General features: G+C 34.1%; 17 protein-coding genes, 1 pseudogene and 1 riboswitch. Of the genes and pseudogenes, 3 read left to right on the top strand and 15 right to left on the bottom strand.

Annotation, left to right across the window (positions count from 1 at the left end):
• The first annotated feature begins 22 nt into the window (after positions 1–22).
• Positions 23–1,783, top strand: a complete 1,761-nt coding sequence (locus tag BT156_RS17760) for an ABC transporter ATP-binding protein (RefSeq protein WP_072412159.1) — start codon at positions 23–25, stop codon at positions 1,781–1,783.
• A gap of 88 nt (positions 1,784–1,871) precedes the next feature.
• Here BT156_RS17760 and BT156_RS17755 read toward each other — a convergent pair whose 3' ends face one another.
• Both BT156_RS17755 and BT156_RS17750 read right to left on the bottom strand, forming a co-directional pair.
• The gene (locus BT156_RS17755; RefSeq protein ID WP_072412157.1) at positions 1,872–2,210 is read right to left on the bottom strand and encodes an FEKKY domain-containing protein; all 339 of its coding nucleotides are present in this window, start codon (positions 2,208–2,210) and stop codon (positions 1,872–1,874) included.
• A gap of 69 nt (positions 2,211–2,279) precedes the next feature.
• A complete protein-coding gene (locus BT156_RS17750; protein ID WP_228430183.1) occupies positions 2,280–4,661 on the bottom strand; it encodes a patatin-like phospholipase family protein in 2,382 nt (793 codons plus the stop codon).
• 524 nt (positions 4,662–5,185) lie between these two features.
• On the opposite strand from BT156_RS17750, the gene BT156_RS17745 reads away from it, so the two are divergent.
• The gene (locus BT156_RS17745; RefSeq protein WP_066755020.1) at positions 5,186–5,398 is read left to right on the top strand and encodes a hypothetical protein; all 213 of its coding nucleotides are present in this window, start codon (positions 5,186–5,188) and stop codon (positions 5,396–5,398) included.
• Between the two features lie 61 nt (positions 5,399–5,459).
• On the opposite strand, the gene BT156_RS17740 is transcribed toward BT156_RS17745, so the two are convergent.
• From BT156_RS17740 to BT156_RS17680, 13 genes are all read right to left on the bottom strand, one after another.
• The gene (locus BT156_RS17740; RefSeq protein ID WP_072412155.1) at positions 5,460–6,758 is read right to left on the bottom strand and encodes an MFS transporter; all 1,299 of its coding nucleotides are present in this window, start codon (positions 6,756–6,758) and stop codon (positions 5,460–5,462) included.
• Positions 6,759–6,779: 21 nt separating this feature from the next.
• Positions 6,780–8,195 carry a hypothetical protein gene (locus BT156_RS17735; protein ID WP_083582390.1) on the bottom strand — a complete coding sequence of 472 codons (1,416 nt, stop codon included), beginning with the start codon at positions 8,193–8,195 and terminating at the stop codon, positions 6,780–6,782.
• 102 nt (positions 8,196–8,297) lie between these two features.
• Positions 8,298–9,566, bottom strand: coding sequence for a sensor histidine kinase (locus tag BT156_RS17730; RefSeq protein ID WP_072412153.1), 1,269 nt, complete (start codon positions 9,564–9,566; stop codon positions 8,298–8,300).
• A 121-nt stretch (positions 9,567–9,687) separates the two neighbouring features.
• Entirely contained in the window at positions 9,688–10,365 is a 678-nt protein-coding gene (locus tag BT156_RS17725) for a response regulator transcription factor (RefSeq protein WP_072412151.1), read from the bottom strand.
• A gap of 327 nt (positions 10,366–10,692) precedes the next feature.
• Positions 10,693–11,445 (bottom strand): DUF3575 domain-containing protein, encoded by a 753-nt coding sequence (locus BT156_RS17720; protein WP_072412149.1) that lies wholly within the window; start codon positions 11,443–11,445, stop codon positions 10,693–10,695.
• A 244-nt stretch (positions 11,446–11,689) separates the two neighbouring features.
• A complete protein-coding gene (locus BT156_RS17715; protein ID WP_072412147.1) occupies positions 11,690–12,688 on the bottom strand; it encodes a T9SS type A sorting domain-containing protein in 999 nt (332 codons plus the stop codon).
• Positions 12,689–12,833: 145 nt separating this feature from the next.
• Positions 12,834–13,484, bottom strand: a complete 651-nt coding sequence (gene ribB / locus BT156_RS17710; protein WP_072412145.1) for a 3,4-dihydroxy-2-butanone-4-phosphate synthase — start codon at positions 13,482–13,484, stop codon at positions 12,834–12,836.
• A 90-nt stretch (positions 13,485–13,574) separates the two neighbouring features.
• Positions 13,575–13,700, bottom strand: a riboswitch (FMN riboswitch).
• A 128-nt stretch (positions 13,701–13,828) separates the two neighbouring features.
• Positions 13,829–14,269: a DUF1801 domain-containing protein gene (locus BT156_RS17705; protein ID WP_072412143.1), complete on the bottom strand. Its 441-nt coding sequence runs from the start codon at positions 14,267–14,269 to the stop codon at positions 13,829–13,831.
• Between the two features lie 59 nt (positions 14,270–14,328).
• On the bottom strand, positions 14,329–14,613 hold the full coding sequence (locus BT156_RS17700; protein ID WP_072412141.1) for a hypothetical protein: 285 nt from the start codon (positions 14,611–14,613) through the stop codon (positions 14,329–14,331).
• Between the two features lie 70 nt (positions 14,614–14,683).
• Entirely contained in the window at positions 14,684–15,241 is a 558-nt protein-coding gene (locus BT156_RS22390) for an SHOCT domain-containing protein (RefSeq protein WP_072412139.1), read from the bottom strand.
• 127 nt (positions 15,242–15,368) lie between these two features.
• Positions 15,369–15,896: a GNAT family N-acetyltransferase gene (locus tag BT156_RS17690; protein WP_072412137.1), complete on the bottom strand. Its 528-nt coding sequence runs from the start codon at positions 15,894–15,896 to the stop codon at positions 15,369–15,371.
• Between the two features lie 35 nt (positions 15,897–15,931).
• Positions 15,932–16,336, bottom strand: coding sequence for an NAD(+)--rifampin ADP-ribosyltransferase (arr, locus tag BT156_RS17685; protein ID WP_072412135.1), 405 nt, complete (start codon positions 16,334–16,336; stop codon positions 15,932–15,934).
• Between the two features lie 2 nt (positions 16,337–16,338).
• Entirely contained in the window at positions 16,339–16,815 is a 477-nt protein-coding gene (locus tag BT156_RS17680) for a hypothetical protein (RefSeq protein ID WP_072412133.1), read from the bottom strand.
• Positions 16,816–16,837: 22 nt separating this feature from the next.
• On the opposite strand from BT156_RS17680, the pseudogene BT156_RS22650 reads away from it, so the two are divergent.
• Positions 16,838–17,062 (top strand): annotated as a pseudogene (locus BT156_RS22650) (IS982 family transposase); the annotation flags it as partial.

Raw genomic sequence — 17,062 nt, 5'->3', positions numbered from 1 at the left:
ATTCCTTTCCTCAATTCGTACAATGAAAAAACAAGATACCGGGACAATTATCAAAAGATTATTCTTCATCGGGATGAAATTCCGTTCGTGGTTTATCATAACTTTGGTGATTTCTATATTTCTTTCCATCGTTTCTACTTACAGGCCATACCTTACCATGCAGGTGGTAGATAACGATATTACCAAACTTCACGATAAGGCTTTGATGATGAAGCATATTTATCTTTTGGTGGGTTTGGTCTTTGCTGAAACTGTTTTAAACTTTTTCTTAGTCTATTTCTCCAATTATATTTCTCAGAACGTAATCAGAGATATCAGAGAACGACTATATGCTAAACTGATTTATTTCAGAACATCATTTTTTGATAAAACACCGATAGGACAGCTCGTAACGCGTGCTGTAGGAGATGTGGAAACTATTGCAACGGTTTATACGGATGGTTTCCTGATGGTTTTCGGGGATATTTTGAGAATCGTTTTTGTGTTGATAATGATGTTCAGTACGAATGTTCATTTGAGTTATATCACGTTGGCTATTTTACCTTTAATGGTAGTAATCACGAGGTTTTTCCAGAAAAGATTAAAGAAAGCTTTTGGAGATGAAAGAACCTGGACTTCAAATCAAAACTCTTTTGTTCAGGAAAGATTGGCGGGAATGCCGATTATTCAGGTTTTCAACAGACAGAAGGCTGAGTTTAAAAAATTTGATGACATCAATATTACGTTAAAAGGAGCTTTATTGAGAACGGTTTTCATTTTCTCATTATTCTTTCCTGTGGTTGAACTTATTTCATCACTTTTTATTGGATTTATCCTGTTTTATGGAGGATATATCACAATCAGTGCGGGGGTTGTTATTGCATTTATTCAATATATTTCGATGTTGATTCGTCCTTTGAGACAGATTGCAGACCGTTTCAACAATATCCAGCGTGGAATTGTAGGTGCTGAAAGAGTTCTTGGATTAATGGACGAAGATTACGCAATGCCAAACACCGGAAAAGTGGAAAAAGATCATTTTGATGGTAAGATAGAATTCAAAGAAGTTCGTTTTGCATATGATGACAAGCAGGAGGTTCTTAAAGGAATTGATTTTAAAGTAAATCCGGGAGAAACCGTAGCGATTGTTGGGGCAACGGGAGCCGGAAAATCTACGATTATCAGTTTGATCACAAGATTATATGATATTAATTCAGGGGAGATTTTTATTGATGATGTTGAGCTTAAAGATTACGAACTATATAATTTAAGAAGTCATATCGGCGTGGTATTGCAGGATGTTTTCCTGTTCCATGGAAGTATTTTTGAAAATCTTGCTTTTGGGGATGATACGATCACGTTAGAAAAAATAAAAGCTGGCGCCAGAGAAATTGAGGTTGATGATTTTATTGAAAGTCTTCCCGGCGGATACGAATATGTGGTAAGCGAAAGAGGTTCGTCGATTTCTTTAGGTCAAAGACAATTGTTATCTTTCCTGAGAGCGTATTTATCTGATCCAAAAATTTTAATTCTGGATGAAGCAACATCTTCTATCGACCACGAAAGTGAAAAGCTAATTCAGAGAGCGACAGAAAAAATTACGAAAAACAGAACGTCAATTATTATCGCCCACAGACTTTCAACTATTGAAAAAGCCGATAAAATTATCGTAATGGAACATGGTAAAATTGTGGAAGAAGGCAAACACCTTGAATTATTAGATAAAAACGGATATTATTCTACCCTTTACAAAGCTCAGCTGAGACATGAAGTAGAGGAGAGTGAAACTGTTGAAAATAATTAGACTAAAATTATTTCTAGCTTAAAATCAAAAAGGTACTTTTTATAAAGTATCTTTTTTTATGCTTGAATGTTTGATGAAAGCGATGAATTTATAATCCGTAAGGAATAATTCCAAGATCTTTTTTCCAGATTTCACCATATTTGTCTGTCAGGCTTTTTGCTAAGGCTAGATTGTTTTTCTCCGCTTTTTTTGAAATGGCTGGACTAATCACGCAGTTTTCATACACAACATCAATCTTATATTTTTTTCTGAAAGCCTCATGATTTTTAGACATAATTCCGAATTGAATAAAATGGGGAAGGATTTCTACCTCTCTTGATCCTTTTTTATCTTTAATAGAAATTTTAATTTCATCTTTTTTCTGAGCAAAAATTAACCCAGAAAATGATAATATGATTAGGAACAGAAATAATTTTGAGTTTTTCATGGATGGTTTAATAGCTTATAGATTCAAAATCCAAGTGGAAGTTAAATTTATTGAATTTTTAAATAATAATTAAAACTTAAAACCTATACTGAAATACACTCTCCAAAAGTTAATGGCATCATTTTTAGAAACATTAATATTGATAGGCCCTAAAATTGATTCATATCCTAGATTAAGACCATAGCCATGGATATTCGAACCTTCTTTTGTGAAAGGTGAAAGTTCATCACTCCCTCGTCCATAATGAAAAGAAGGTGTGAGATAGAGATGTTTATAAATGTTATACTGGATTTCCAAGCCTAGTTTGGCGAAGGAATTTGTGGGGACTTCTTTTTGTCGCAGTCCGTTAAACTCAGGGTTGATTCCGCTAAAATTATATTCGCTTCCGCCAAGATTATATTTTTGATTTAGAAAAAGATAAGGTGCTTTTTCTAAATCCGGATCTGTATTTTTAGATGAAAAATGTGTTCCTAAAAATGCATTGGCTTTTACTGAAATTTTTTTAGTAACTGGAAGAACAAAATTCTCGTTAATGGCTATGCTTAATAAATTTTTTGGAACAAAATAATATGAATCAGCCGGATTTAAATAGCTATAAAGATACGGTTGTATATTTTCCAGGTCATACAAATTATACTGATCTCCAAAATAATATTTACTTGTAATTTGCAGATTATTTCCGGAGGTCGGATAATATCTTTCATTCAGATTATTCTGGTTGAATTTAAAAAACAGATCAAAATTATTATGTTGATATACCTTATTGTCATAGCTGGTGCCTGTTATAAATTGACCTATTTTATCTATAGAACGATTAATTTTTTCGGTATTATATTCAATTCCCAATGAAGTCATTGCGTTAGGGGTAATGGTATAATTGATGGCCGTATTGACAGTTGTATTTCTGTAAATATAATCTGGGGTGATGGAATTAGCTGTTTCATAGTCAAATTCATTGCTTGTCCGAAGTATAAAATCATTGCTTTTCAGGTGAGAAGTGGTTCCTTCAGCACTTATCCACCAACGGGAGCTATTGTCCAGAAATTTTTGAAACTGGAGACGACCTTTGAAGCGTTCGGAAATATCTAAAGTTGCCAGGGCACGAAATCTATTGGCTACATTTCGATAAGTATAATTAACGATAATACCGACTGACTGTTCATTATCATAATGTAATGCCAGTTTGAAAGTACCGGCTCTTACTCTTTTTACAAAAATATTCATGATGAGCCCATCTTCAGAATCAGTATAGGTGTAATAGACCTTTTCGTACTGTCTCATGCCAAAAACCTTATCAATAGATTCGTTTACTATTTTTGCATCATAATATTTACCTTCACTTAAACCCATTAAACTTTTAATACTTTCAACTTCGGAAGAGTTATTTAAAGGGGTTCCGTTATCTTCGCTATAGGTGAATTTTATGGTTGGTTTTTTTATTTCTTCAATTAGTTTATGATCATAAATAATTCCCATTTTACGCTGTTCATTGGCTAAAGCAACAAATTCCGGAATATGCTTTCTTGCTTCCTGCTCTCCGATTTTAATGATTTCTTTATAATTTTTAAAATCTTTGGTAGTGTAACCATTGAGAGGAACTACAAAATCAACCAAAATATCAGACATTTTCTTTTGCAGGTTAAAATCCTGAACAGAATGAAAAGCATGAGTCTGGTAGATCATTTTCATGGGATTTTCTATCTCTTTTTTTGTGAAAAGCCTAAATCCGGTGTATCCGCCAATAATATAATCAGCACCCATATCCTTTACTTCCTGTACGGGGAAATTACGGTCTAGCCCTCCATCTACAAGCAGTTTTCCGTCTATATAAACAGGTGCAAAAGCTGCCGGAATAGCTAATGTTGCACGTATTGCTAATGGAAGAGAACCTCTTTTCTGCATCACAAGTCCGCCATTTACAATATCAGAAGAGGTAAGCTGTACGGGAATCTGAAGTTTGCTGAAATCGTTGATATGCTTGGCGGGAAAGGTTAGCGTATTGAGTACTTCAGACATATATTGCCCTTCTATAAAAGAACTCGGTAATGAAGGCAGGCCACCTACAACCGGAAATTCTATAATATATTTATTGTATTCATCTTTCTCACTAATATTTACCTTATTGTAGGGGATTTTATTGCTTAAAACTCTTTTCCAATTTGTGTTGTACACAATTTTCTTAAGCTGATCTCCATTATATCCCATGGCATATAGGCCTCCTAAAATCCCACCCATACTGGTTCCGGTAATGTAATCTACTTTAATTCCCAAAGAATCAATTACTTTTAAAATTCCTATATGAGCGAATCCCTTTGCACCACCACCACTCAGAGCAAGACCGTATTTGGTGTCTTTGGTAATGATTTTTGGAGTGGTTTTTATAGAATCCTGAGCAGGAACCAGGATGTAAGTAAAGATGATGCTGAAAATAATTAAAAATTGCTTCACCATAGTTTTTTTCCAAAAGTATAAAAAAATCAAAAATCATTTTTTAATTTTTTTTAATTAAAAATGGCAAAATGATTAATAATAATTATTTATGTTGTGATTTTTAAGTTTTTTATATCTTATATAGTGATTAAGTTTAGAATATTTTCTAAAATATTTTTGATAATTAAACTCTTAGTTTTTATTCTCCATATTTTTAATGAGATTATCATCGTGAATTTTTAAAATCTCTTTTTGAGCATGTAAAATATTGCTCAAGCTTAGAATCAATAAAAATAAAAATCCTTTTAACAGTAAGTATTATGATAATTTTTGTTAAATTTTTATGGATTTTAAATCTGCGGATTGTGTAGGTGTTTTGCGAAAAGTGTTTGATATTTTTAAATTAAATGATAAAATATTAACAAAATGTGATGTTTGTATCGAAAAATTTATTAATTTTAATGTGAAATTGAACAGTTACCCTAATGATTGGTAGGGTGTTTGATGTAATTGAATGATTTTTCTAATTAAACCCCAAAATATAAATGAATAATATACAAGATGAATTTCAGGTCTTCAGAGACGAGTTAAGAAAATTGAATATCGAAGTACAGAAAGTAGTAAAGGTAGGTAACGGTAGTATGGACTTTCATGAGGTTTTCTACAAATCCCCAAGATATGAGGATGTAAAGACCGTTTATGTTCAACGTCACTACCTGGATGAACTTATTGTAAAATTCAGACAAGCTTATAGCTAAAAAATATAATACGCGGCTCAGGAAACCTGAGCCGCGTATTGTTTATCATGTTTGAATAAATTTAATCCTTATCCAACGTTGAATTTTCTTTGGTGTCTTTCATTCGAACATAAACGAGCAATGAAAACAAAATGCATGCAGTAATATACCAGTAGAAATAATGTTCGGCTCCAAATTTCTTTAGCCATAAAGCAATATACTCTGCGCTTCCCCCAAATATAGCCACAGTTAAGGCGTAGGGGAGTCCTACTCCCAAAGCGCGCACTTCTGATGGGAAAAGTTCGGCTTTTACGATCGCGTTGATAGAAGTATATCCACTTACAATAATTAATGCTGCCATGATCAGGAAGAAAGCTGTCCACATGGATGTTGTATGGCTTAATGCTGTAAGTAGCGGAACAGTACAGATGGTTCCTAAAATCCCGAAACCTAATAATAAAGGTCGTCTTCCTATTTTATCCGAAAGTCCTCCAAAAACAGGTTGCAGACACGCAAATATAAACAGAGAAACAAATGAGATTAAAGTAGATTGTTCTTTAGTAAGATGAACGGTATTCACTAAAAATTTCTGCATGTAGGTGGTGTAAGTATAAAAAGCCAGTGTGCCTCCCAGCGTCAATCCGATTACGGTAAGTAGAGCTTGCGGATGCTTCAGAAGTTCTTTAATCGTTCCTTTTTTCTTATCGTTGACATCTTTTTTATTTTCAAAAGCTTCAGTTTCATGAAGGTTTGATCTTAAATATAATGCGATTACAGAAAGAATTGCGCCAATTACAAAAGGAATTCTCCAGCCCCAATTTTCTAATTGAGTTTCTGTCAGGATTAATTTTTGTAAAACCAGCTGTATTCCCAACGCGATTAATTGCCCGCCAATCAACGTCACATATTGAAAACTCGAATAAAAACCTCGTCTGTCTTCTGTTGCCATTTCGCTGAGATAGGTTGCCGAAACGCCGTATTCTCCGCCCACACTTAATCCCTGTAACAATCGCGCGATAAGAAGTAGAGCAGGAGCTAGGATTCCTATCGTGTCATACGTTGGCGTCAGTGCAATTAATAAAGATCCGAAAGACATTAATAAAACAGAAAGCGTCATTGCTTTTTTTCGTCCTATTCTATCGGCGATACTTCCGAACATCCATCCTCCGATGGGACGCATCAGGAATCCGACAAAAAATATTCCGGCTGTGTTCATTAATTGTGCATTAAGATCAGATTCCGGAAAAAATGAATTGGAAAAATAGATAGCAAAGGCAGCATAAGCATACCAGTCGTACCATTCTACCAGATTTCCTATGGAACCGCCCACAATGGCTTTTATCCTTTGGGTAGTTGTAATTTGAGTAGTATTAGCGTTCATATGGGTAAGATATTAAATTTTTTAAAGTACAATTTGAAAAGACAGTAAAAATTCTCCTTTTCTGTCAAAAATTCTTTTTGAAGCGGTATCATATAACGGTCTGCTGCTGTATTGAGCAACGATTCTTGCATTTTGACCATATAAGAAAAGATTGGCGCCGATGTCGTAATAACTTCCGCTTTGGTTTAATGCTTTCATGTCTTTAAGAGCATAATTAAAAAATGGCTGAATTTTCACGATTTTGCTGAATTTTGGAAGTACAAAACCTACCTGAGAAAACCAGATATTTCCTGTTCCCATCAAAACTCGGTTGTTTCCGGCTCCTTCCAACGCTTTTTCACCTGTAAATGTTGCATCAACAGTCCCGGGATTCATAATTCCGCTTACTCTCAGATAATTTGGGCCGTAGTTGTAATTGTAGAAAACAGAATAAAGTGTAAGTCCCATTTCTTTGCTTTTATCTCCCAATGGTAATTCAGAATAAACATCTGCTCCAAAAATATTGGCATCATGAGATTCAAAAACATTTTCTGTAGGCTGAGATTGGGTTGCATCTTTATTGGTATAAAAACCGGCTCCAACATTTAACACTTTTTTTACGGCTAAATTATTTCCTGCTAAAAACGATGTCGCAGTAATTTCTTTATTAAAAAACTGATAATATGCATATCCTGCGTAAGATAATTTTCCGCTTTGGTTGTTGTCAACAGCAATTCCTCCAACAGCGGGTTTCAGATTGGTTGCGAAAGGTTTGTTGACACTGAAACGATAATTAAGCCTGTCAAATTCTCCATGAACAAAAACTCCGAACTGTCTGGAAAACTGATCCGCAATTTCAATCGTAGGAAAGTTAAAAACAGGAATATCTCCCGCAAGCATTTTGGTTGTACTTGCATTCGTCATTCGGCTCACGCCATTCCACGAGTGAAGTCCGGCTCCAAGATAAAGGTTATTTTTATTGGGTTTTCCTGTCTGGAAATCATTTCTCGGAATAATTGCCACTTCATTATAGGCATCATGAAAAAAGAACGGTGCTTTTTTTCCTGCTCCGTTATTTCCTGTTCCTGTTCCGCCACCGGAAATAAAGTTTTGATTATTAATTCCCATCTGTAAAAAGATAGAATAAAACGGGGTCAGCTGGCTTTGAATAATCAATCTCATTCTTCGGATTCCCGCGTCATACGTCTGATCTTGCGGAACTCCATTGACGGCTGTTCCCGGATTATTATCGATACTTCGAAGCCAGATCTGACTCGAAATTCCAAATTTTAACCATTTATCACCTTTTTGATTAAGGTTGATTTTAAGTTCTCCAATATCTAAAGGGTTTTTCTCAATAGTGGAAATTTCTTCCATCTTTTTTTCGGACTTAATCGTGTCTTGACTATAAGCGAATTGCACTGTAGCTAAACCGAAAAGTAGGAGTAATTTTTTCATAGGCGTTTTTACTTGTGCCTAAACAAGATATAAATTCTGAAGAAATTTTGAAGTTTTTACATAATTTGAGTTTTCATTGTTATGTTTTTGAATTTCAGTTGATTATTTTGTGAAATTAATTCTGATAGTGTGTAAATGATGTTCAAAATGATAAGAAATTTCAGTATCATAAATCTCCAAAATCTTCTTCACAAGCGCTAAACCTATCCCGATGGAATTTTGATTAGGATTTCCACGCTTAAATCTTTTGAATAATTCTTCCGTAGAAATTGTGGGTGGATTTCCGGTATTTGAGATCTGAAAATAAGTTTCCGTAAGCTTCACGAAAATTTTTCCATTCTCAATATTATGCCTTTTGGAATTGTTGATAAGGTTGTTGATAACGATAGAGGCCAAATTTTCATCAAAATTAAGATAAACATCATCCTGAATTTCGTTAACCAAAGTAAGGTTCTGAATTTCAAATAAGTCCTCAAAATAATGAAGCCTGTCTTTTAATAATTCTGAGAAATTGATGAGTTGTGAATCGTTCTTTTCAAAATGTTCCAATTTAGCAAGAAGAATCAGAGATTGGTTAATGGATGAAAGTCTGTCTAGTTCGTCATTCATCGAAGAAAGCGTGATCAGTTGATTTTCTGATAGTTCACTGTCCATTAATAATTCAATTTTTCCTTTGATAGAAGCCAATGGAGTCTGTAATTCGTGGGAAGTATTTTCTGAAAGTTCTTCCAAAACGTTATAATCTTTCTTGGAACTTTCGGACATTTTTAAGAGAAATTTATTTAATGATTTAAATTCTTCGGTCTCTGTTTGCATTAAATTCATCGGACTGTTATCTCTCAGTCTGAATTTTTTAATTTCATCCATCGCATGATAAAAAGGATCGAGAATCTTCTTTGAAACCAAAACACTTACAATAATTGTGAGGATGATAAGAAAAACCATGATCCAGGCGACTACCATAATAATGCTCATCATAAAACGGTTTTCGATAATCGTGATATATCTTACGCTTGTAATGGAATATTTTTTCTGATTAATAATAGGGTAGGTGGTAACGGAAATCCGGTTGATATAAGACTGTATGCTTTTGTTCCAGATATATTTTTCCTCAATAATTTTTTCCTTGGCGATTTTTGTATCTGGCGGAAGAATTTTAACCTGAGTCTGGCGATGATGAGATTTTAGATAATCATAAGCGGAATCTTTTTCTAATTTATGAGTAACATATTCGTTTAAATCTTCCAGTTTCAGAATGGCAGAACGCATTGTTGCCCTTTCGAAAGCAAAATACAAAATAGCAAAGCCTGTAACAAGGACAAAAAATACCAAAAAGGTAAACGCTCTGGCAAAACGGAAGCTTAAATTCATGTAATAAGAAGTTCGAATTTAGAGGTTAGAAATTAGTTTTACGATTATGGTGTTAATTTTTTTTAAATTTAAAGGTTTGAAGCTTGGTTTAGCTTCTAACCTCTAATTTCTAATGTCTTTTTTATTTATCAATCCACTTGTAGCCTAATCCGTAAACGGTTTGCAGATAATCTTTTCCGCCGGAATCCAGAATTTTCTTTCTTAAATTTTTCAAATGTTGATAAACGAAATCTACATTATCAATACTGTAGGTGTAATCTCCCCAAAGATGGCTGGCGATGGCTTGCTTCGATAGCATTCTGTTCTGATTATTAATGAAATAGATCAATAAATTCAATTCTTTTTTGGTGAGATTGATTAGTTGACTATTTATTTTGCATTCTTTGGATTCCAGATCAATTGTAATTTCATTGAAGCTTAAAATGCGGTTGGTTTCCGGAGTTTTTCTTCTGAGAACCGCTTTTATTCTCGAATGAAGTTCGGGCAGTGAAAACGGTTTTGTTACGTAATCATCCGCTCCATCGTCTAATCCCGTAAGTTTTGTATCCAGGGAATTTTTTGCTGAAACTATGATTACGCTGGCTGTTGGAGAATAATTTTTGATATGTCTGAGGATTTCCAAGCCGTTTCCATCGGGAAGCATAAGATCCAAAAGAATGCAGTCGTATTCAAAAAGTTCAATTTTTTCTAACGCTTCTTTTGCACTGGAAGCCACTTCACAGACGTAATCTTCTTTTTTAAGATAATCTGTGATGTTGGCTGCAAGATCTTTATGGTCTTCTATAATGAGGATTTTCATATAAAATTATTAAACCGAAGAATACGATATTTCGGTTTAAAGATATAAAAAATCCGTTCAGGAATATTGAACGGAATTTGTATGTTTAAAGTAATAAAAAATTTAACCACAAAAGGCACAAAAGATTTTTAACACTTAAGTTTATTTAAGTTAATAGAATTGTTGATAGAAGAACACTTAAGTTTTTTGAAAATCAAAGATTTTCATCTTATGTGAACTTTTGTATTTTCAAAGTAATAAACTTTTTAAAACTTAAGTACTCTAAAGTCTTTAATACAAGCTTTTGCTTCTTTTGTGGTTAAATAAAAATCTAAACAAGTCAAATTTTTAAAATCTATATCCTAAGGAGAGTCCGCTTCTGAAGCCTGCCCAGGGCCCGTCGATTTTTATTCGGGCTCCTTTTTCATTGGTCTCAACGGTGTAATCTACAAAAGGAATATCCAGATCTTCAATTTCTTTTTTTAATTGAGCCTGCATTTCGGGCGTTAAAACATAATCGCTTGTCATGGTAAAGTCGCCTTTTCCGCTTCCGTAATGCCCGCCGGCGATCCAGAAATCTAAAACGAGATTTTGACTTCTGGTTAAAAGAAACTGAACGCCGACCATTACTCCGCCGCTGTTTCCGTTGGCGCTTCCTGTACCTTTTAATGGAATTTGATAGGAGCTTCCATCGATCGCGTTATAATCATAATAGAAATCAAAAGTATTAGAAGTTATCTTTGAATATCTGTAATAAGGTGCGATGTAAAAGCCCTTTCCGTAGCCTTTTCCAAGATAAAAACGAGGTTCTACGGTGAAATTTGTGGCTTTTACTCTAAGGTTTTGAAATCTTTTTTCATCCTCGTCACTTAAAAATGAGTTGATGAACGGAACTTTACCCTCCGGCATCGTTCCAAAGCTTATATTCATGGAAAACCATTGATTTATTGATCTTTCATAAGACAAATTAATGTTTCTGAATACGTATCCTGTAACATTGGTTTTAATGATGTTCATTTTCTCCAGAGGTTCGCTGCTGGTTTCCTGTGCGTTGAATTCTGAAAACAACAAGGGAAGAATTATAATGAAATATTTTTTCATGATTTTAAATTTTCATTAAACATTAAGTGGTTGGTATTAAAGGTGAAGCAAAAAACGGGCAGAAAATCAATAAACTGTGAACTTAATTTTTAATTATGGTTGAAAATATTAAACAAATGTTGTTTATGGGAAGAAAATTTATCTTTTGGTCGTTTTCTTTACAATTATAATAACTAATAAATCAAAACAAAAAATCCGCTCATCAAGATAAATGAACGGATTTTGTTTTATTGAGTGTTGATTTCTATTTCTTAATAAATTTCGCGGTCTCAGCTTTAGCATCTTTTCCTGAAACTTCAATGAAGTAAGCAGCAGGCGGTAATTCTGAAATCTGAACTTTTCCGGCTTTAAGATCTGCCGTTTTTACTAATTTTCCATCCAAACTATATACTTTGGCTGTTGAATAATTTCCTGCTCCTTTCAATTCAATAGCCTCTTGAGCCGGATTAGGATAAATTTTTAAAACTTCTTTTTTAGCAACAAAATCTCCTGTGGATAATGTTGGTAAATTCAGAGCCTGAGCAGCATTTGACGTTTGGTTATTAATTCCTGCTACAGGAACATTAACAATGGTTTCAATGGTTGTTAATAACGGGAATTTGTGAGTGCTGTCGTAATATGCATAAGAAGTATTGGTAATAGATCCTATCGGAAATATAAACGATGTATCATTCGGTAAGTGAAGATTGAAAGTCTGAACAGATTTGGTTCTCAATACATTATTAAATGTAGCAGGACCCAAAAGCAGCGTTCCTGAAGCGTCTGCAGAAATATTGATGGTTCCCTTACATAATCCACTTGCAGAAGGCGATGTGAATGTTCCCTGCGCCTGATCTGTTTCAGAATATCCAAACGCAGCAGGATAAGAAACGAATGTTCCGTTATTGGTTGCCAGGTTCAAAGTAGCATCCGTAGTTACTAATCCTGTGATTTCCAGTTTTGAAGCCGTTTGTTTGTAGTAAACTGTAGTTCCACTTCCTACCATTTTTAAAGTAGAACCGGGAAAAGTAGTAATTTCACCAGCAGAAGGCGTCGAATAAACTGTCGAAGATGCTGCACCAGCCGTAAGCTGAGAGTTGGTAAAAGTTGTATTTGCTCCCGTTGCAGAATTATTTGGTGTTCCGGTTACGGATAAATAACTTACCGATTCACCAGTTAAAGGATCATTAAAAGCTTTAGTAATAGTAGTTTGTGCTGTATAAAGCCCTGAAGTCATCAGCAAAAAAAGTACAGATTTTCTCATAGTTAAATTTTTCCTTAAAGATAATTAAAAACTGTATTTCAAGATGTATTTTATTTAAGCGTAATATATTTTTAATGAGTGGATTAAAAATAAAAACCATCCAGTAAAAACTGGACGGCCATTTCTGTGCGCTAAATACTATTTTTTAATTCTGACTGATAATCATTTTTCGATACATATAAATATCTTCGATCGTTACGACGGTCATTTCTTGTCTCATGGCAAAATCTGCAATTTCAGGAAGTCTTGCCATTGTTCCGTCTTCGTTGGTGAGTTCACAAAGTACGGCATCATCACCAAGATTGGCGAGTTTTACAAGATCTACGCTTCCTTCCGTATGTCCGCGTCTTTCGAAAACACCGTCTTTTTTAGCAATTAAAGGAAAAACGTGTCCCGGACTTGCAATATGATCGGCTTCTGCATATTCTGCAACGGCCGTTCTGATAGTTGTTACACGGTCTTTCGCTGAAACTCCTGATTCAACGCCTTCTTTGGCTTCAATGGAGATCGTAAATGCGGTTTGATTTTTTGAATTGTTGCTTTCCACCATCGGACGGAGCTTGAGATGTTTACTTTTCTCCTCAGAAATGCATAAACAGACGATTCCGCTGCATTCGCGGATCAAAAGTGCCATGTCTTTTTCTGTAATGGTAGATGCGGGAAAGATGATGTCGCCTTCGTTTTCACGGTTTTCATCATCAACTAAAAGGATGCCTTTTCCCTGTTGTAGTTTTAGAAGTGCATTTTTTACACGTTCTTGCGGAGTTGCTCCGAATTTTTCTAATAATTTTTCCATGTTATTTTAATTTTAAGTTAAAATACACTTCGGTACATGGAAATGAAATACAACACAATGAGTCTATAGAAATAGCCTCACTGATTGCTCCATTTTCTTCTCCCATCCAGACTGTAACTGTCGGTTTTGGAATTTCACCAAATCAGTCCTTTCGTTAAAAAGGAGTCGCGGACTGTAACCGCCGGTAGGGAATTGCACCCTGCCCCGAAGAAAACTTATACTAAGTTTTACTGTATGTTTGTTGTAATTGTTCTTTAATTCATTAATTTTTGTTTAACGCACAGATGACAAATTTCGGAAAGTTTTTTGAAATGGAGAAGAAATTTATTATTAATAAGCTTGCTTTATTTTTCTCTGCAGGCGCATTCGTGATTTTTATTTAAATATTCGATGGTTTCTTTGCACATTTTTTCTAGCACATCAATATTGATATCAGACAGTTTTTTGACATAAATGCAGGCTTTACCCATTTTAAATTTTCCAAAATCATCTAATAAATGCTTATTTTCCTCGGTCGGCGAATAGACATACAGTGAAAATTCTGCTTTACGCGGTGAAAAGCCGATGAGTGGCATATCGCCTTCGTGACCACTTGCATATTTATAATGATAACTGCCAAATCCAATAATGGTTGGCCCCCACATTTTAGGTTCAAATCCTGACCATTCGCTCATAAGTTTAATCAATTGAAAACTGTCTGCTTTCTTTTCTTCTTTTTCTACAAATGAGTTGATAAAATCTGTTGCATTAACGGTTGTTTCGGTAGTTTTGTTTGCTTTGGCCATGGTTATTAATTTTACTTCGATATACTGTTTTAATTTTTCTTGTAAATAAACTTTCTCAATTACATTGATTCAATTTCTTTGACAAGCTGTTTATTTATGTAAAACTTATAATTATGTTTTCTTAAACCCGCAAAAAATAAAGGTCTTGTTTTGATGACTGTAACAATTGAGTTCTCAATTTGTAGCTCATAAGCTCTGGATAACTGAACGGAAAAATGAGTAAAAGGATTTAGCGAACTGTCTAAAGTTTTCCTCGCTCCGTTTATGGTGTAAGTGAAACTTCCTGTAAACCAGTTTCTTTCAAATTCAACAGTTTGATTTTCGATTTCTAAAATTGTTTTCATTATTTGTAATTTTCATTTTGTCTTTTGTAAAAATAAAAAATGCTCCAAATATTAGAGCATTTAATTATAATTATTCGTTCATTATTTTATCTTTTTCCTTTTGAAATTCTTCGTCGGACAAAACTCCGGAATCTTTCAGTTCTTTTATTTTCTTCAACTTATCATATTTCGTTTCGGAATTTTGGATTTGAGATTTTTCTTTTGGTAAAAACTCATCAGGAACTATAATTTCACGATATTTAATGGCATTTTCAACATCCATTTCGTAGTTTATCAATCCGCTTCCGATCTTTACATAATATACGAATCCGTTTCTTTTGTTTCCTCTGGTCATGATTTTCTTTACCTTGAAAGTCAGTCCGGAATTGCTTCTTCTGAAAGAATTAGCCTGATTTACCAAACCCTGATAACCTGTTGTTGAATAATAATTGAACATCGAACTTGCATTGGTTCTGATGAATTTAAAATCGCCGTCGTTCATGGAACCTGTTCCGATTTTTAAATTTAAACCTTCGTAAACTTTAAATCCTGTTGAAGTTGTTAGGGTGTCGTTTTCAAATTTCGGAAGAGTTTGAGAATAGTAAATTCCGAAGAATAATAAGGTGAAAATTAATACTGTTTTTTTCATTGTTTTATTTTAATTATCAAAAAATTGAGAATCAAAAGTAAAATAACTTACAGCATTGACCTTACGGGAATCCTTATGTAGAGAGTGTTTATGGAGAAATATAATTTTTTTAACTGAATTTTTTTAATTAATTATGCTTTAACGACCAATAAATCATTTCGTTATCTTGTCTTTTTTCTGTGAAATTGAGTTTGCGTAATAAATTAATGGAGCTGAAATTATCCAATAGGCAACTTGCTGTTATTTCTTTTACAATTTCTGTTGAAAACGCCCATTTCATAAGTTCCGTTACAGCTTCTTCGGCATAGCCTTTTCTCCGTTCTTCCTTGATAATTCCATATCCGATGTCGATGCTTTGCTTTTCCATATTAAATCCTTTGAATCCGGCGTCTCCAATTATTTCGAGGGTGTCTTTTTTAATAATCATCCAGGATTCAAATCCTGTTGGAGATCCGATGGGTAATAGATTATTAATGATTTTAGGCAAGGTTTCCAAGACATCATGATCGGGCCAGCTTTTTCCTTTTTTTAAGCCTAATGTGGATAAATCGCTGAAATCATTATTCAGCAAATTTTCACAAATCTTTATTGTGAACGGAATCAGGATTAATCTTTCCGTGTTGAGTTGATCTATTTGTAATGTTGGGACTTTCAATTTACTACTGTTTTCTGTTTGATTTTTAGGTTTAATTAATCTTCAATCGCTTCAATTCCCTTTTCCTTTAATTTTTGAAGATGATCTTTCATAGTTTTGAGTTGCTCTGGTGAATGTCCTTGCCATTCTTCAACTTCTCCAACCACTTTGAAAGGGTGCTGAGAACGGTAAGATTTTGTGGGATTTCCAGGGAATTTTTTATCTGTCAGATTAGGATCGTCTTCAACTAAGCCTGTTGGTTCTACGATATAAATTCTTTCTTTTCCTTCGCCAAAAGCCAGTTCTGCACCCCAGGTTGCCGCTTCCAACGTTGCAGAAAGATAAATGTATTTTGCTTTTCTCTGTGTTCCGTAATTTGAAGTGAAACCGACTTCGATGAGGTCACCGATTTTTAAATCTGCTTTTGTGCCGTGATAATAAGTTGGGGGAGTTGTGCTCATTTTTAAATTTCTTTTTTAATAGTAAAACCCTGAGACTGCAAATATTCATCAACGTCAACATCAAAAGGAACCTCATAGCCGTTATCCAGATCATACAGTCCACCTCCTGCGTCTGAAGATTCTAAAAATCCGATCATTTTAGACTGCGTTTTTTCTTTTGCATTTCTCCAGCAGTTCATTAAGAAGTCACTTTCCAGACCGAACTGATTTTCCCAATAATTAGCGTAATCCAATTGATTATCTTCATCGAGATAGGCTGAATAATCAATATTATTTTCATTCAAAACCTTTTTGCATAATTCCTGAACATCAATATATGAATAATCTTCGAATGAATGTTCCTTCAAATGCAGTTCTGCGATCTGAATCGTTTTATCCGGAGAATAATATTCATAATTAACCTGAGCTCGGGATAAGAAACAGAATAAAAATTTGCAATAAAAAGCAATAATTCGTATATTTAAGTTTCTGACATTCAAATATTTAAACGAACTATTGCTTATGATTTTGAAAGACCAAATTACAAATATTTTTGTACAAGTTGACGATTTTTGTAAAGAATTTGACTCCCAAATCAAGCAAATGAAACTTCAAACACTCGGAGATCACAAAAAGAGAAGAAACAGAAAATCGGTAATGTCGGATTCTGAAATCATTACCATTATGATTGGCTTTCATTTGGGCGCTCACAAAACGTTTAAGCATTATTATAAGCAAATTGTTTGT

Origin of the sequence: Chryseobacterium limigenitum, assembly GCF_900114875.1 — a bacterium.
In the GTDB taxonomy this organism is placed as follows: domain Bacteria; phylum Bacteroidota; class Bacteroidia; order Flavobacteriales; family Weeksellaceae; genus Chryseobacterium; species Chryseobacterium limigenitum.
Note: the sequence above shows the minus strand (reverse complement) of the source record. Positions and strands in the feature narration are given on the sequence as shown.

Coding starts and splice junctions, on each gene's coding strand:
- BT156_RS17760 (WP_072412159.1), top strand. CDS start 23: ATGAAAAAACAAGATACCGGGACAATTATCAAAAGATTATTCTTCATC.
- BT156_RS17755 (WP_072412157.1), bottom strand. CDS start 2,210: ATGAAAAACTCAAAATTATTTCTGTTCCTAATCATATTATCATTTTCT.
- BT156_RS17750 (WP_228430183.1), bottom strand. CDS start 4,661: ATGGTGAAGCAATTTTTAATTATTTTCAGCATCATCTTTACTTACATC.
- BT156_RS17745 (WP_066755020.1), top strand. CDS start 5,186: ATGAATAATATACAAGATGAATTTCAGGTCTTCAGAGACGAGTTAAGA.
- BT156_RS17740 (WP_072412155.1), bottom strand. CDS start 6,758: ATGAACGCTAATACTACTCAAATTACAACTACCCAAAGGATAAAAGCC.
- BT156_RS17735 (WP_083582390.1), bottom strand. CDS start 8,195: ATGAAAAAATTACTCCTACTTTTCGGTTTAGCTACAGTGCAATTCGCT.
- BT156_RS17730 (WP_072412153.1), bottom strand. CDS start 9,566: ATGAATTTAAGCTTCCGTTTTGCCAGAGCGTTTACCTTTTTGGTATTT.
- BT156_RS17725 (WP_072412151.1), bottom strand. CDS start 10,365: ATGAAAATCCTCATTATAGAAGACCATAAAGATCTTGCAGCCAACATC.
- BT156_RS17720 (WP_072412149.1), bottom strand. CDS start 11,445: ATGAAAAAATATTTCATTATAATTCTTCCCTTGTTGTTTTCAGAATTC.
- BT156_RS17715 (WP_072412147.1), bottom strand. CDS start 12,688: ATGAGAAAATCTGTACTTTTTTTGCTGATGACTTCAGGGCTTTATACA.
- ribB (WP_072412145.1), bottom strand. CDS start 13,484: ATGGAAAAATTATTAGAAAAATTCGGAGCAACTCCGCAAGAACGTGTA.
- BT156_RS17705 (WP_072412143.1), bottom strand. CDS start 14,269: ATGGCCAAAGCAAACAAAACTACCGAAACAACCGTTAATGCAACAGAT.
- BT156_RS17700 (WP_072412141.1), bottom strand. CDS start 14,613: ATGAAAACAATTTTAGAAATCGAAAATCAAACTGTTGAATTTGAAAGA.
- BT156_RS22390 (WP_072412139.1), bottom strand. CDS start 15,241: ATGAAAAAAACAGTATTAATTTTCACCTTATTATTCTTCGGAATTTAC.
- arr (WP_072412135.1), bottom strand. CDS start 16,336: ATGAGCACAACTCCCCCAACTTATTATCACGGCACAAAAGCAGATTTA.